Origin of the sequence: Polynucleobacter sp. AP-Sving-400A-A2 (assembly GCF_018688155.1) — a bacterium.
In the GTDB taxonomy this organism is placed as follows: Bacteria; Pseudomonadota; Gammaproteobacteria; order Burkholderiales; family Burkholderiaceae; genus Polynucleobacter.
On record NZ_CP061312.1, the window covers coordinates 1,707,034 to 1,721,420 of the forward strand.

The window sequence follows — 14,387 nt, forward strand, 5'->3', positions numbered from 1 at the left end:
TTTTCCTAACTAGATCATCCAGACTTCAGAAGCATCAAATTTCTTCAACCGGCGCTACATCAGCTTTTGGGCGCTTACCCGGAACTACTGGGGCATCAAACTGAAGTTGAACTTTGCCATCGGCATCAATATCGACATCCACATGACCACCCTGCGCCAACTTACCAAATAGCAATTCATCGGCAAGTGCTTTGCGTACCGTATCTTGAATAATTCGCTGCATTGGTCTTGCGCCCATGAGCGGATCAAAGCCATGCTTAGCTAAATGCGCACGCAATGCTGGGCTAAATGTAGCATCCACCTTCTTCTCATGGAGTTGCTCCTCTAACTGCATCAAGAACTTATCCACCACGCGCATGATGATGGTCTCATCCAGCGCCTTAAAGGAAACAATTGCATCTAAACGATTACGGAATTCTGGTGTGAAGAACTTCTTAATATCCGCCATCTCATCACCAGACTCGCGGGCATTAGTAAAGCCAATGGTGGACTTCTGCATTGCTTCAGCACCAGCATTGGTTGTCATGATGATGATGACATTACGGAAATCGGTTTTACGACCGTTGTTATCGGTGAGAGTACCGTGATCCATGACCTGCAAGAGGATATTGAAAATATCTGGATGTGCTTTTTCAACCTCGTCAAGCAAGAGAACACAATGCGGCTTCTTATTAACGGCCTCAGTGAGCAAACCACCTTGATCAAAGCCTACATATCCTGGAGGAGCGCCAATTAAGCGGCTGACAGCATGACGCTCCATGTACTCAGACATATCAAAGCGCAGGAGCTCGATACCTAATATATAAGCAAGCTGCTTCGCAACCTCTGTCTTACCCACACCAGTTGGACCTGAGAACAGGAATGAACCAATTGGTCTATCGATTTTGCCAAGACCAGCACGAGTCATCTTGATTGCGCTCGCTAGAGCCTCAATGGCAGGATCTTGACCGAACACCACACTCTTGATATCCCGATCTAAGGTCTGAAGCTTGCTACGATCGTCCACAGTGACAGATTGTGGCGGTATGCGAGCGATTTTCGCGACGATCTCTTCAATCTCAGGACGACCAATGGTTTTCTTCTGTTTGGACTTCGGCAAGATACGTTGCGCTGCACCGGCCTCATCAATCACATCAATTGCTTTGTCCGGCAAATGGCGATCATTAATGTAGCGTGAAGATAATTCGGCTGCAGCAACCAATGCAGCGGAAGCGTACTTAACACCGTGGTGCTCTTCAAAGCGTGACTTCAAGCCACGCAAGATTTGTACGGTCTGATCAACAGTTGGCTCAACCACATCCACTTTCTGGAAGCGACGCGACAGAGCTGCATCTTTTTCGAAAATGCCACGGTACTCAGTAAAGGTGGTTGCACCGATACACTTGAGCTGGCCATTCGATAGAGCAGGCTTGAGTAAATTGCTCGCATCCAATGTGCCGCCCGATGCAGCACCCGCACCAATTAAGGTGTGAATCTCATCGATAAATAAAACACCATGGGCGCTGTCTTTTAAAGACTTGAGAACACTCTTCAAACGTTGCTCAAAATCACCGCGGTACTTGGTACCCGCCAATAGCGCACCCATATCTAATGAATAGACTGTGGCATCAGCCAAGATCTCAGGGACATCACCCTTCACAATTCTCCAAGCTAAACCTTCAGCAATCGCAGTCTTACCCACACCCGCCTCACCCACCAATAGCGGATTATTTTTACGGCGACGGCACAGTACTTGAATCACGCGCTCAACTTCACTATCGCGCCCAATCAGCGGATCAATCTTACCCTGCTTAGCCAGCACATTAAGGTTCTGGGTGTATTGCTCTAAGGGGCTCTCCTTGCCGCCAGACGATGCATCCTCGGTCTCTTGGGCAGCCTCAGCAGGCTTCACACTCTCAGCTTGATCTTTACGCACACCGTGACTAATAAAGTTCACCACATCCAAACGAGTGACACCTTGCTGTTGCAAGAAATACACTGCATGAGAATCTTTTTCACCAAAGATAGCTACGAGTACATTTGCCCCGGTAACTTCCTTCTTCCCATTTGAAGTGGATTGCACGTGCATGATGGCACGCTGGATCACTCGCTGAAAACCTAGGGTTGGCTGGGTATCAACTTCATCGCTGCCCGGAACCACAGGCGTATTGTCGTTAATAAAATTTTTGAGCTGAGCACGAAGCTCAGCAATATTGACAGCGCAGGCTTTTAAAACCTCCACTGCAGTCGCGTTGTCTAGTAAGGCGGCAAGCAAATGCTCCACCGTAATAAATTCATGTCTTGAAGCTCGCGCATCAACAAACGCCATGTGCAAACTGACTTCTAATTCCTGGGCAATCATGCTTCCTCCATAGTGCACTGTAGTGGGTGACCCGCTTCGCGCGAGAGCTCTATAACTTGATGCACTTTTGTTGCTGCAACATCACGTGTAAATAAACCGCAAATACCTTTACCAACCAAATGAACCTGCAACATGATCCGTGTAGCTGTCTCATGATCCTTATTAAAATACTCCTGAATGACCATCACCACAAATTCCATGGGCGTGTAATCGTCATTTAATAGTAAAACTTTATACATCGAAGGCGACTTTAGTTTCTCGGCCTGCTTTTCGAGAAGAATGGTGTCTTCAATGTGGGGGTTGCCTGGATTGCCAACCGTTGGATTTTTCGTTGTACGACTCATATGAAACATTCTAAACACAGATGTAAAAATTAGGATTTTGAAGCTTTGTTGCAAAAAAACCATCAAGAAAGAGCCTTAAATACTATATTGGGGCATTTTTCGATAAAAAAAGGGGGGTTTAAGAGTAACTATATTTACCCACCCCCTTGACACCCCACCATAAAGGGCAAACAATCAAGGGGTAGGCTTTATTTGAAGTCCTATTTAGGCGTGTTGTAGAGCGAGACTGATTAAAAAGTATTCACCCTCATCACGGTTGTTTTAAGTTTATGTAATGGAGTTCGCATGGCGACCGGAATTGTTAAGTGGTTCAATGATGCAAAAGGTTTTGGCTTTATCAAACCTGATGATGGTGAAGAAGAGTTGTTTGCGCATTTCAGCGCAATCACAATGCCTGGGTTTAAAACACTCAAGGAAAACCAAAAGGTAACGTTTGACATTACCCAAGGTCCTAAGGGCAAACAAGCTACTAATATCCAAGCAGCTTAATCTGCTTTAGATCATTACTAAAACCCAGGACTTGTTCCTGGGTTTTTTTTCGCCTGTGTTTTCTTGCCTTAGAATTACTCTCACTCACCAAGACCAGACAGAACTTCATGCATTTACCCTACATCAAACAATTCACTTTTTCACTGGCAGCAATTTCTGGAATCTTTTCAGCGCCATCGTTTGCACAACAAAATGTAGGCTTGCCAACGATCGAACTCAAGACAGGCATCTATCGTATTCAGGCGGAGTTAGCTGATACACCCAAGGCTCGCGAGGTCGGACTCATGAATCGCACCAGCATGTCCACGAACTCTGGCATGCTTTTTATCTTTGAGCAAAAAGCAGGGCATTGCTTCTGGATGAACAACACGAAGATTCCTCTATCGATTGCCTTCATTGCTGATGACGGCAAGATTGTGAATATAGAAGAGATGCAGGCCGAGACCACTAATAACCACTGCCCTAAGGCAGCAGTGCGTTATGCACTTGAGATGAATAAACAGTGGTTCTCTGAGAGAGTCATCTTACCCGGCACGGCCATTCAGGGATTACCTAAAAGGTAGAGCATCTAGTTCTTTAGGATAAATTGCGCTGCGGCCTTAATAAATTCAGGCTCTTTCTCATTAAAGCCGTGATACGCCTTTGAGCCACATACATCACCCTCGCTCACACCGCCCTCCATCGGAACAAACTGGGATGGAGATTTGCTGGGTCTATTTTTAATAATTGCCTCTGAGGTGGAAAAAGGAGTGCTTGCACAGCCATCATCTACATGATGAATGGCTTGTACCGGCATAGTGACATCCGAGTCAATGGAAGCTGAGCGATAGGTGCCGGCAACAATAACTCCAGAAATTAACGCCGCTTGATCTTTTCCACCATTCGCAAACTCTGTAACACTCACAGTCCCCATGCTGTGACCAAAAATCCAAATTGGTAAATTGAGCCTCTCTTTGTAATAACGCACAACATTCAAAATTCTTTGCTGGTGATTTCTAATAGATCTAGAGTTTCTCATTCCACCCCCTAAATCATAGGGTGTATCAACCAATATGGCATCTATTCCGTATTGAGCCCATAAATTCTTTGAGCGCACGAAAGTATGGAAGTTGGTACTGGATCCATCATCCTGAAGACGCAACATGCCACCGCCACCGGGAAATAATAAAACTGCCGCCTTTGCATTTGGCGTCGCTACCAGTAGCGTTCTTGTGGGTGGATCATCCTTATAAGGAACATCAAATACCTGTGCGCGCGCAAGGAACGGAAAGCATACTAAAAGCATCAGAATAGCTAGATTAAGTTTCATGTTGTAATTTTTACACTCATTGGAATGAAAAAACCACCCGCAGGTGGTTTCAGCATCAGCAGTTAATTCATTTACTCAAAATGGCACACATAGTGCACTGGAGACTCAGCACGAATAATGAAATAACCACCTTTTTCCACTTCCCAGCTTTGACCCGCTTTGAACTCGACCTCTGGCGCGCCGTTAATACTGACAAACGCATTACCATCAACTACTTCCATAACTTCCTTTGTGCTGAGGTCAAAACGTAAAGTACTTGGCAACACCACACCAACAGATTTACGAACACCGTTTGGCAGGGTCACGGTATGAGATACACATTTACCATCGAAAAATACATTGGCTTTTTTGCCTACAGAAACTTGATCAAATTGCATCTTTATTCTTTCTAATCTGAATTACTAGCTTGTTATTTATCTAAATTATTTCGCACGCTTACGTCTTGCAGTTTCAGCAATCCGCATACGCAAAGCATTGAGCTTAATAAATCCACCCGCATCGGCTTGGTTATATGCACCGCCATCGTCATCAAAGGTAGCGATAGTCTTATCAAACAAAGTATTCGCTGAATCGCGCGAGATCACAGAAACAGAGCCTTTGTAGAGCTTCAGACGCACAACCCCATTCACCATTTGTTGCGTGTGATCGATCAAGGTCTGCAGAGCCAGACGCTCTGGCGCCCACCACAGACCGTTGTAGATGAGGCTTGCGTAGCGTGGCATCAGGTCATCTTTGAGGTGAGCTACTTCACGGTCCAAGGTAATACTCTCAATACCGCGGTGTGCTTTTAACAAGATAGTGCCGCCAGGGGTTTCATAGCAGCCACGGCTCTTCATGCCTACAAAGCGGTTCTCAACTAAGTCAAGACGACCAATGCCATGCATGCCACCAATACGATTGAGTTCAGCTAGCAACTCATGTGGTTTATAAGCTTTACCATTAATCGCCACTGGATCACCAGCACGGAATTCAATTTCAATAATTTCTGGAGCATCTGGAGCCTTCTCAGGGGATACCGTCCAACGCCACATGGATTCTTCTGCTTCAGCATTTGGGTTCTCGAGATGACGACCTTCGTAGCTGATGTGTAATAAGTTGGCATCCATTGAATAAGGTGAGCCGCCTTGCTTATGCTTCATCTCTACTGGGATGCCATGCTTTTCTGCATAGGCCATCAATTTTTCTCGGGAGAGTAAATCCCACTCGCGCCATGGTGCAATGACCTTAATTCCTGGCTCGAGTGCGTAGTAGCCCAACTCAAAACGTACTTGGTCATTACCTTTACCAGTAGCGCCATGCGATACAGAGTCAGCACCAGTCGCGCGAGCAATTTCAATTTGGCGCTTAGCAATCAATGGACGCGCGATGGATGTGCCTAAAAGGTATTCACCTTCGTAAATCGTATTGGCGCGGAACATGGGGAATACAAAGTCACGTACAAACTCTTCACGTAAGTCGTCGATAAAGATATTTTCTGGCTTGATGCCAAACTGCAGCGCTTTGGCGCGTGCCGGCTCTAACTCTTCACCCTGACCTAAATCAGCTGTAAAGGTAACGATCTCACATTGATAAGTATCTTGAAGCCATTTGAGAATCACACTGGTGTCAAGACCACCGGAATACGCTAAAACTACTTTTTTAATATCAGACATGATTTCTATTCAATCAAAAAATTAACTAATCACTAACAAAGATAAATTACTTAAATACTTAGTCCAAACGGCCGCAGAGTAAATACTCCATCAAGGCCTTTTGAACATGTAAACGATTTTCGGCCTCTTCCCAAACGATGCTTTGAGGACCATCAATCACTTCTGCAGAAACCTCTTCACCACGATGCGCTGGCAAGCAATGCATAAACAAAGCCTCAGGTTTTGCCAATGCCATTAATTCTTCATCGACCATCCAGTCTTTAAAAGCAGCCATACGAGAAGTATTTTCATCCTCGTAACCCATGCTAGTCCATACATCGGTAGTAACCAAGTCGGCGCCCTTACAGGCATCTTTTGGATCAGCGCAAATCGTCAGATGCTTTAAAGCTTTCGGAGTCAATCTGGAGTCATCCAATTGATAGCCACCAGGAGCCGAGAAACGAATTTGAAAATCTAAACATTCCGCTGCCTGAATCCAGGTATAGGCCATATTATTGGCATCACCTACCCAAGCAACCGTTTTACCCTGAATCGGACCGCGGGCCTCTACAAAAGTAAAGATATCAGCCAATACTTGGCAAGGATGGTACTCATTGGTCAGGCCGTTGATTACGGGGACTCGAGAATTTGCTGCGAAGCGCTCAATAATCTCTTGGCCAAAGGTACGAATCATGATGATGTCCGTCATCCTAGAAATCACCTGCGCAGCGTCCTCTACAGGCTCACCACGGCCTAACTGGGTATCTCGAGTGTTCAGGTATACGGCATGGCCACCAAGCTGGTGTATGCCCGCCTCAAAAGAAAGGCGGGTACGAGTCGAATGCTTCTCAAAGATCATCGCTAAAGTGCGATCGTGCAGGGGATGCCAAGTCTCGTAACTTTTGAACTTCGTCTTAAGCCAAGCAGAGCGCTTGAGGAGGTAGTCGTATTCCTCGCGCGTCAGGTCAGCAAACTGCAAGTAATGCTTAACCTGGCCGGGCACTTGAGGCTTTGCCAAAGATGTCATTGTTGAGCTTTCTACAAAAGGTTTAGCTTGCATTTTTGTTTGGGGCATCGAACTGCACGAAAATAGTTCCTAAAGTCATCTTAGAGCCTTCGCAGACTGTTAAGCTAAGGTCTAAGTAACACCGATTCCTTACTACGATTTCTACGCCAACTTGAACCACAAAAAGCTTTTCATTCAGGGCATTACAAACGCTGGCAAACCTTTTCGCCCCAGTGACTGGGCCGAACGTCTTTGCGGAGTGATGGCCACATTTCGCCCGCCAGGCGATGCTGGCGATCCCCGCTTCACTTACTCACCCTATGCCACACCAGTGGTTATTGCAAACGTAACATGTGTCGTTATCGACACTAGGCTAAGAGATCTTGATCCAAGAGCGCTCGACTTTGTCATCAACTTTGCCAAAGACAATTGCCTGCCAATCGAAGAAGCCTGCGAATTCGAACCGAAGTCGCATTCTCAGCCCTAAAAACAAAAACCCGCTCTGATAAGGAGCGGGCTTAGACTCAGATTACTCTAAAGTCTGCCTAAATCTATAAAAGTCTTACGCTGCCATTGCCTTAATAGCTGCAGACAAACGTGATTTCTGACGTGATGCAGTATTTTTGTGAGCAATCTTTTTGTCAGCAATCTTATCGATTGTGGACTGAGTTACTGCGAATACTTTAGCAGCGGCATCCTTATCGCCAGTTTCAATTGCTTTACGAACTGCCTTGATGGAAGTGCGGAGCTTTGAACGCAAGCTAGAGTTGTGCTCATTCTGTTTTACTGCCTGCCGTGCGCGTTTACGCGCTTGTGCGGTATTGGCCATCTTTAAACCTTGCTATATAAAAATTACAAAATACGGTTAACTAAAATTATGTGTGGGTTCGCCAAATTTGTAAGCTGACTCACCAAAACCCAAGATTTTACATTAAAGGACTAAAAAAGCCCAGCCACTTGATAAATAGGGGAAAATTAGCCCATGAATCTGCTTTCAGCTGCCGCGAAGGTCAGCTCCCTCACCATGCTCTCCAGGATTACCGGACTACTCCGGGAGACCCTAATTGCCCGTAGTTTTGGGGCTTCAGAGTGGACTGACGCCTTTAATGTGGCCTTCAGACTACCTAATTTGCTCCGCAGACTCTTTGCCGAGGGCGCCTTTTCTCAGGCATTTGTACCCATTTTGGGAGAAATCTCGAGCCAAGGAGACGTAAAACAGTCCCAAATCCTCGTCAATGCAGTCGCTACGCTCTTATTTTGGGCCTTGCTGCTCACGGTACTCCTAGGTGTCATTGGCGCCCCCCTGCTGATTCTGGCGATTGCTACAGGCTTTGAGGGTGGTCCAGCCTACGATGCAAGTGTCGTAATGACTAGAATCATGTTCCCTTACATTGGGCTCATTTCGATGGTTTCCCTCTCTGCGGGAATCCTCAATACCTTTGGCCGCTTTGCCATTCCAGCATTTACACCGGTTTTGCTCAATTTAGCTCTCATTAGCAGCGCCATCTTTTTGGCGCCCCACTTGGACCAGCCGATTTATGCTCTGAGTATCGGCGTGCTCTTGGGCGGCGTATTACAGCTAGCCATTCAAATTCCAGCCCTCGCGCATTTGGGCCTACTCCCCAGAGTGGGTCTCCTACCCGGGGCAATTAAAGCAGCAGTTCAAAATCCGGATGCCCGTCGTGTCATGAAATTAATGGGGCCTGCGGTGTTTGCAGTTTCAGTCGCCCAAATTTCTCTCATCATTAATACCAATATTGCCTCTCGCTTGCAAACAGGTAGCGTATCTTGGCTGTCCTATGCTGATCGCCTCATGGAGTTTCCGACAGCCCTTTTGGGGGTAGCGCTGGGAACAGTCTTGCTACCGAGCCTGAGTAAAGCAAACGCAAAAAATGATTTGGTACATGCGGGTGAGCTTTTAATTTGGGGCTTACAGCTCACCTTTTTACTAGCAGCGCCTTGTGCGATTGCCCTCTTTATTTTTGGAGAACCGCTAGCAGCGGTTTTGTATCACTACGGCAAGTTCACGGCACTAGACGTCTTGATGACACAGCGTGCTCTTGCAGCTTATGGTGTTGGTCTGATTGGCCTCATTCTGGTGAAGATCTTAGCTCCTGGCTTTTATTCCCGCCAAGATATCCGCACACCTGTAAAGATTGGCTTGCTAGTCTTGGTGGCAACCCAATTAGCCAATTTGGTTTTTGTGCCTTGGTTAGGACATGCTGGTCTTGCCCTCTCAGTTGGCGCTGGCGCCTGCTTGAATGCCGCACTACTCTGGATAGGCCTGCATCGACGTAGCGCCCTACCTAGATTCCCATGGTTAAAGTATTTGGGGCAGTTATTGCTTGCCTTAATTCCTTTTGCGCTCCTCTTGTATTACGCCGCCACTGCACATCATTGGATTGCACTCCAATCTAGCCCTTGGATTCGAGTGGGACTGCTGACTGCCTGGCTAGCCGCTGCCGCTGTGGTGTATTTCTCAGCCTTATGGCTTGTCGGAATCCGCTGGCAAAAATTCCTACGTCATGCAAAATAGCTCTTATGCCTACACAACAACTAGACTATTTCACATCCCTCGTAGCTGAAGACGAGTACTTCCCCCTAACCGAGGCGGCGGTGGCAGTTGCACAACATGCCTACCCAGATCTCGATGTTCAGGGCGTACTTGATCAGATCGATCAATGGGGTAACAAAATTAAACAGCGCATTACTCCGGATACACCACCGATTCAGCGCCTGCAGTTGCTCAAACATGTTTTTTATAACGAACTAGGGTTCGGCCCAAACCAGAATGATTTTTACGCGCCCGAGAATTCTTACCTCCACCAGATCATTGAGAGTCGTCGCGGCATTCCAATCTCATTGGCGGTCTTAATGATGGAGCTTGGACAGCAAATTGGCTTAAATATTCGCGGAGTATCTTTTCCAAACCACTTCATGATGCGCATCTCATTGCAACAAGGTGAAATCATCATGGATCCATTAAATGGCGAATCCCTTTCTAAAAATCAATTACAAGAAATGCTCGATCCCTATCTCGATGCCAAAGGCTATCGCGGTGAGCTCAGTCTGCCACTCAATATTTTCTTGCGCGCCTCTAGCTCTCGAGAAATTCTCTCGCGCTTCATGAGAAATCTCAAAATGATTTATTCAGAAAATGAGCGCTGGGAACGTTTGCTGGGTATTCAAGAGCGTCTAGTGATTTTGTTACCAGATTCAGCTGAAGAAGTTCGTGATCGCGGCTTGATCTTTGCTCAACTAGAGTATGTACGGCCTGCGATAGCTGACCTGCATCACTACTTAAGCGAAATGCCTGGCGCAGAAGATGCGGCAGACATTCGTGAGCATATCGCTACGCTAGAGAGTCAAACCAAACTGCACTAAGCAACCCTATTGAGCGACCTTATTTCTTTTTACCTTGAAATAATTTATAGATAGCAGCCAACACAATGGGAATCGCTGCTGCACCTATGCCAATCAATACGATCACATTGAGGTTTTGGCGAATGATGGGGATATTTCCGAAGAAGTAGCCGGTAATCACTAAACCAAAGACCCACAAGAGTGCGCCAGTCACATTGAAAAACTGGAAGCGAGAAAAGTTCATTGCGGAAACGCCAGCAACAAATGGCGCAAAGGTGCGAATGATCGGCAAAAAGCGTGCCACGATGATGGTCTTGCCGCCGTGCTTCTCATAAAAAGAATGGGTTTTTCGCAAAGCCGCTTGATCGATCCAACGTGATTCGCTACTAAAAATTCGTTCACCAATCCAGCGACCAATAAAGTAGTTCACTGTATTACCAGCAATTGCGGCAATCAATAATCCAATACACAGTGTCCACAGATTAAAGTGCTCGGTAGCGCAATAGGCTCCAGCAATAAACAATAATGAATCCCCAGGTAAGAAGGGGGCCACCACTAAACCAGTCTCAGCAAATACGATGGCAAAGAGCAAGCCATAAGCCCAGTAGCCGTATTGCTGAATCACCATGTCTAAATGACGATCAATGTGCAAAAGCAAGTCACCCAACTGCAATAAGGTATCGATCAAATCGCGCTCCATCTATTTGTTGGAAGGATATTAACAGGCTAACAATTCAGATTGCGACATTTCATTCTTATAATGCGGTATGCAAACTGAACCTCACATTCAGCCTACGCATTCACCTCATCAGCCACCCATACTCTGTATTGTTGGCCCCACGGGCGCAGGCAAAACCCATCTCGCAATGGCATTGGCTGAGCATGCGAAATCCCGAGGTCAAACTGTAGAGTTAATCAGCATGGACTCTGCGCTGGTCTATCGTGGCTTAGATATTGGCAGCGCTAAGCCCACGCTGGCCGAGCAAGCTGCCGTTCAGCATCACCTAATCGATATCTTAGAACCTACCGAATCCTATTCAGCCGCGCGCTTCGCAAATGATGCCAAGCGGCTAAGCAAAGAAATTCGTAAGCGCGGGAATATTCCCGTTGTAGTAGGTGGCACGATGTTGTACTGGCGGGCATGGGCATACGGCCTATCGTCTCTCCCGCCTGCAGATCCAGCAATCCGCGCCCGTCTCGATGAGCAAGGTAAGGCGATTGGCTGGCCTGCGATGCACGCTCAATTAGCTCAGGTTGATCCCATGACTGCCGCGCGCTTACAGCCCAATGACTCTCAACGAGTACAACGTGCTTTAGAGGTTTATGCAATTACAGGCAATCCGATGTCAGCACTGCTAGCAGATTCACCAAGCGAAGATGGTAGGGAAGGGTCGACTATTCCAGAATGGATTAATCTTATTTCATTAGAGCCAAGCGATCGCTTTCGCTTGCATCAAAACTTAGAAAAGCGTTTTGATGAAATGCTCACCGGAGGATTATTAGAAGAGGTCGAACTACTGAGAAAAAATCCAAACTTGCATGGCGATCTCCCTGCCATTCGCTCGGTGGGCTATCGACAAGTCTGGGAATATTTATCTGGTGAAGTAGATCAGGCCGAAATGCGCTACAAGGCACTAGCTGCTACTAGGCAACTTGGTAAAAGACAATTAACTTGGTTGCGCGCAATTGCTGGAAGAAAGACATTTGACCCGTTCAACCCAACTGAGTTGAACGCGGCCCTAGAGTACTGCAAGCAAAGTCTAGATAACTAGGCTTTTACCGAGCATTAAATAACGATAGTTTGTGGCTCGCCAGCAGGACGCTCTACGACCTCGCCAACTGTCCAAGCATGTAAACCTTCAGCCTTGAGAGATTGAATTGCGGCATCTGCCTGGTCGGTAGACACAATGACCACCATACCAATACCGCAGTTAAATACGCGCACCATTTCTGCATCGGCCACGCCACCCTTCATCTGCAACCAGCGGAAGAGTTCTGGCATTTGCCAGCTATCGCGATGCAGTACAGCCTGAGTATTTTCTGGGAGTACGCGTGGAACGTTGTCCACTAAACCGCCACCAGTGATGTGAGCCATGCCCTTGACATTGATCTCTTCAATCAACTTGAGCAAAGGCTTTACATAAATTTGTGTAGGGGCCATGACTACATCACCCAAAGGTCGGCCACCCAAATCATCAGTCGGCTTAGCCCCGGCACGCTCAATAATTTTACGGACTAGCGAGTAACCATTGGAGTGTGCGCCGCTCGAAGCAATCGCCAACACGACATCACCCGGGATAATCGTTGCACCAGTGATAATTTTGGATTTTTCAACCGCACCAACAGCAAAGCCGGCCAAGTCGTATTCACCTGGAGGGTACATACCGGGCATCTCAGCAGTTTCACCACCGATGAGTGCGCAACCAGATAACTCGCAACCTTTTGCAATTCCGCCAACGACAGTGGCTGCAGTATCTACAGTGAGCTTGCCGCAAGCGAAGTAATCTAAGAAAAAGAGGGGTTCAGCACCCTGAACCAAAATGTCGTTCACGCTCATCGCAACCAAATCTTGGCCGATCGTATCATGACGATTCCACTCAAAGGCCAATCTGAGTTTAGTACCAACTCCATCGGTGCCGGATACCAAAACTGGCTCTTTATAGCGCTTTGGGACCTCAAACAAGGCGCCAAAGCCACCAATTCCAGCCAGCACGCCTTCCCGCATGGTTTTCTTAGCTAAAGGCTTAATACGATCCACCAGGTCATCACCAGCATCAATATCGACACCTGCGTCGCGGTAGGAAAGGCCTTTTGAGGAAGAATTGGTAGGTGAGTTCATGGCAGAGATAGAAGATTAGTAAGAAACGCTACTTGGTCGGTAGAATCATTGAATTCTAGAGGATTCGAGGACGATGGCTGAAATTTTTACCCCTTTTCTGACTGCATTTATTCTGGCTTACGCCTTACGCCCAGTTTGCTTGTGGCTTGAGAGGCGTAGCCTACCCCGCGCGGCGGCCGCTGGGATTGCCATGATTATTGGCCTTGCAGTCGTATTTTTAATATTGACCCTCTTTATTACCCTCATCAAAACCGAAATTCCCCTGATTAAGGCTCAATTTCCGACTTGGATCCAAAATACCCAATCCTGGCTTGGACCTAAGTTGAGTGAATTTCATATTGATGTGGATTGGGGTGCTCTGAAATCCAGTGCGACTCAAAAAATTACGACGCACCTTAACGACAACTCTGATGCGCTGATGTCCTCCACCCTGGAGACCGTACTGATGTCAGGCAGTTCGGTAATTGCAGGATTCGTTAATGCAGTTCTGATCTTGTTTGTCATGTTTTATTTATTAATTGACTGGACTCATTTTTTCAAACTCATTAGAACGATTGTTCCGGTCCGCGCACAAGAGACGATTCACCACCTCGCAATGCATGCCGATGGCTTACTCTCGCAATACCTCCGGGGTATGTTGATTGTGATTTCGATCATGTCCGTTTTCTACAGCGTAGGATTAAGTCTCATTGGCATTAAAGGTGCGGCAGCCTTAGGCGTCTTTACTGCACTCATGATTGTGATTCCCTATATTGGTATCACCCTAGGCTTTACTCTAGCCGTCCTTGCGGCTCTTTTGCAGTTTGGGCCTGGCGGCGCAATTATTGGAGTCCTCATCCTGTATGGATTAGGTCAATTCATTGAGGGCTTCTTTCTCACGCCACGCCTTGTGGGTGAGCGAATTGGCTTACACCCCGTTGCCGTGCTCTTTGCCTTATTGTTGTTTGGAAAGTTATTTGGTTTCTTTGGCGTACTACTTGCATTACCCATCAGCGCTGTGGGTTTAGTACTTTTGCAATATGGCTGGACACGCTACACCCAAAGTCCGTGGTACCAAAAGTAAAT

The 14,387-nt window shown here is 46.8% G+C and carries 16 protein-coding genes; 7 read left to right on the forward strand and 9 right to left on the reverse strand.

Annotated features, from left to right (window positions below; translation table 11 throughout):
* Positions 1 to 34: 34 nt before the first annotated feature.
* A complete protein-coding gene (clpA, locus tag C2758_RS08990) occupies positions 35 to 2,341 on the reverse strand; it encodes an ATP-dependent Clp protease ATP-binding subunit ClpA (protein ID WP_215327906.1) in 2,307 nt (768 codons plus the stop codon).
* Positions 2,338 to 2,694, reverse strand: coding sequence for an ATP-dependent Clp protease adapter ClpS (gene clpS, locus C2758_RS08995; RefSeq protein WP_215330240.1), 357 nt, complete (start codon positions 2,692 to 2,694; stop codon positions 2,338 to 2,340). The genes clpA and clpS overlap by 4 nt, the downstream gene beginning before the upstream one ends.
* Before the next feature lie 276 nt (positions 2,695 to 2,970).
* On the opposite strand from clpS, the gene C2758_RS09000 reads away from it, so the two are divergent.
* Complete coding sequence (locus tag C2758_RS09000) at positions 2,971 to 3,174, forward strand: cold-shock protein (protein WP_011903586.1); 204 nt, start codon at positions 2,971 to 2,973, stop codon at positions 3,172 to 3,174.
* A gap of 107 nt (positions 3,175 to 3,281) precedes the next feature.
* Positions 3,282 to 3,737, forward strand: coding sequence for a DUF192 domain-containing protein (locus tag C2758_RS09005; protein WP_215327908.1), 456 nt, complete (start codon positions 3,282 to 3,284; stop codon positions 3,735 to 3,737).
* Between the two features lie 5 nt (positions 3,738 to 3,742).
* Here the strand turns inward: C2758_RS09005 and C2758_RS09010 are convergent, their stop codons facing one another.
* From C2758_RS09010 to argF, 4 genes are all read right to left on the reverse strand, one after another.
* Positions 3,743 to 4,483: a hypothetical protein gene (locus C2758_RS09010; protein ID WP_215327910.1), complete on the reverse strand. Its 741-nt coding sequence runs from the start codon at positions 4,481 to 4,483 to the stop codon at positions 3,743 to 3,745.
* A gap of 71 nt (positions 4,484 to 4,554) precedes the next feature.
* Positions 4,555 to 4,860 carry a pyrimidine/purine nucleoside phosphorylase gene (locus C2758_RS09015; protein ID WP_215308360.1) on the reverse strand — a complete coding sequence of 102 codons (306 nt, stop codon included), beginning with the start codon at positions 4,858 to 4,860 and terminating at the stop codon, positions 4,555 to 4,557.
* Positions 4,861 to 4,905: 45 nt separating this feature from the next.
* Complete coding sequence (locus tag C2758_RS09020; RefSeq protein ID WP_215327912.1) at positions 4,906 to 6,135, reverse strand: argininosuccinate synthase; 1,230 nt, start codon at positions 6,133 to 6,135, stop codon at positions 4,906 to 4,908.
* A 58-nt stretch (positions 6,136 to 6,193) separates the two neighbouring features.
* Complete coding sequence (gene argF, locus C2758_RS09025) at positions 6,194 to 7,141, reverse strand: ornithine carbamoyltransferase (RefSeq protein WP_215330242.1); 948 nt, start codon at positions 7,139 to 7,141, stop codon at positions 6,194 to 6,196.
* 151 nt (positions 7,142 to 7,292) lie between these two features.
* Here argF and C2758_RS09030 point away from each other — a divergent pair, with 151 nt between their 5' ends.
* Positions 7,293 to 7,607 (forward strand): DUF3579 domain-containing protein, encoded by a 315-nt coding sequence (locus C2758_RS09030; protein WP_215327913.1) that lies wholly within the window; start codon positions 7,293 to 7,295, stop codon positions 7,605 to 7,607.
* Positions 7,608 to 7,682: 75 nt separating this feature from the next.
* Here the strand turns inward: C2758_RS09030 and rpsT are convergent, their stop codons facing one another.
* The gene (gene rpsT / locus C2758_RS09035; RefSeq protein ID WP_215327914.1) at positions 7,683 to 7,949 is read right to left on the reverse strand and encodes a 30S ribosomal protein S20; all 267 of its coding nucleotides are present in this window, start codon (positions 7,947 to 7,949) and stop codon (positions 7,683 to 7,685) included.
* Positions 7,950 to 8,102: 153 nt separating this feature from the next.
* Between rpsT and murJ the strand changes: the two genes are divergently transcribed.
* Both murJ and C2758_RS09045 read left to right on the forward strand, forming a co-directional pair.
* Entirely contained in the window at positions 8,103 to 9,656 is a 1,554-nt protein-coding gene (gene murJ / locus C2758_RS09040) for a murein biosynthesis integral membrane protein MurJ (RefSeq protein ID WP_215327915.1), read from the forward strand.
* A gap of 5 nt (positions 9,657 to 9,661) precedes the next feature.
* Positions 9,662 to 10,504 carry a SirB1 family protein gene (locus C2758_RS09045; RefSeq protein ID WP_215327916.1) on the forward strand — a complete coding sequence of 281 codons (843 nt, stop codon included), beginning with the start codon at positions 9,662 to 9,664 and terminating at the stop codon, positions 10,502 to 10,504.
* A 19-nt stretch (positions 10,505 to 10,523) separates the two neighbouring features.
* Here the strand turns inward: C2758_RS09045 and C2758_RS09050 are convergent, their stop codons facing one another.
* Positions 10,524 to 11,183 (reverse strand): DedA family protein, encoded by a 660-nt coding sequence (locus C2758_RS09050; RefSeq protein WP_215327917.1) that lies wholly within the window; start codon positions 11,181 to 11,183, stop codon positions 10,524 to 10,526.
* A 67-nt stretch (positions 11,184 to 11,250) separates the two neighbouring features.
* On the opposite strand from C2758_RS09050, the gene miaA reads away from it, so the two are divergent.
* A complete protein-coding gene (gene miaA, locus C2758_RS09055; protein WP_215327918.1) occupies positions 11,251 to 12,255 on the forward strand; it encodes a tRNA (adenosine(37)-N6)-dimethylallyltransferase MiaA in 1,005 nt (334 codons plus the stop codon).
* A 14-nt stretch (positions 12,256 to 12,269) separates the two neighbouring features.
* On the opposite strand, the gene purM is transcribed toward miaA, so the two are convergent.
* Positions 12,270 to 13,322: a phosphoribosylformylglycinamidine cyclo-ligase gene (gene purM, locus C2758_RS09060; protein WP_215327919.1), complete on the reverse strand. Its 1,053-nt coding sequence runs from the start codon at positions 13,320 to 13,322 to the stop codon at positions 12,270 to 12,272.
* Between the two features lie 73 nt (positions 13,323 to 13,395).
* Between purM and C2758_RS09065 the strand changes: the two genes are divergently transcribed.
* Complete coding sequence (locus tag C2758_RS09065; protein WP_215327921.1) at positions 13,396 to 14,385, forward strand: AI-2E family transporter; 990 nt, start codon at positions 13,396 to 13,398, stop codon at positions 14,383 to 14,385.
* Positions 14,386 to 14,387 lie beyond the last annotated feature (2 nt).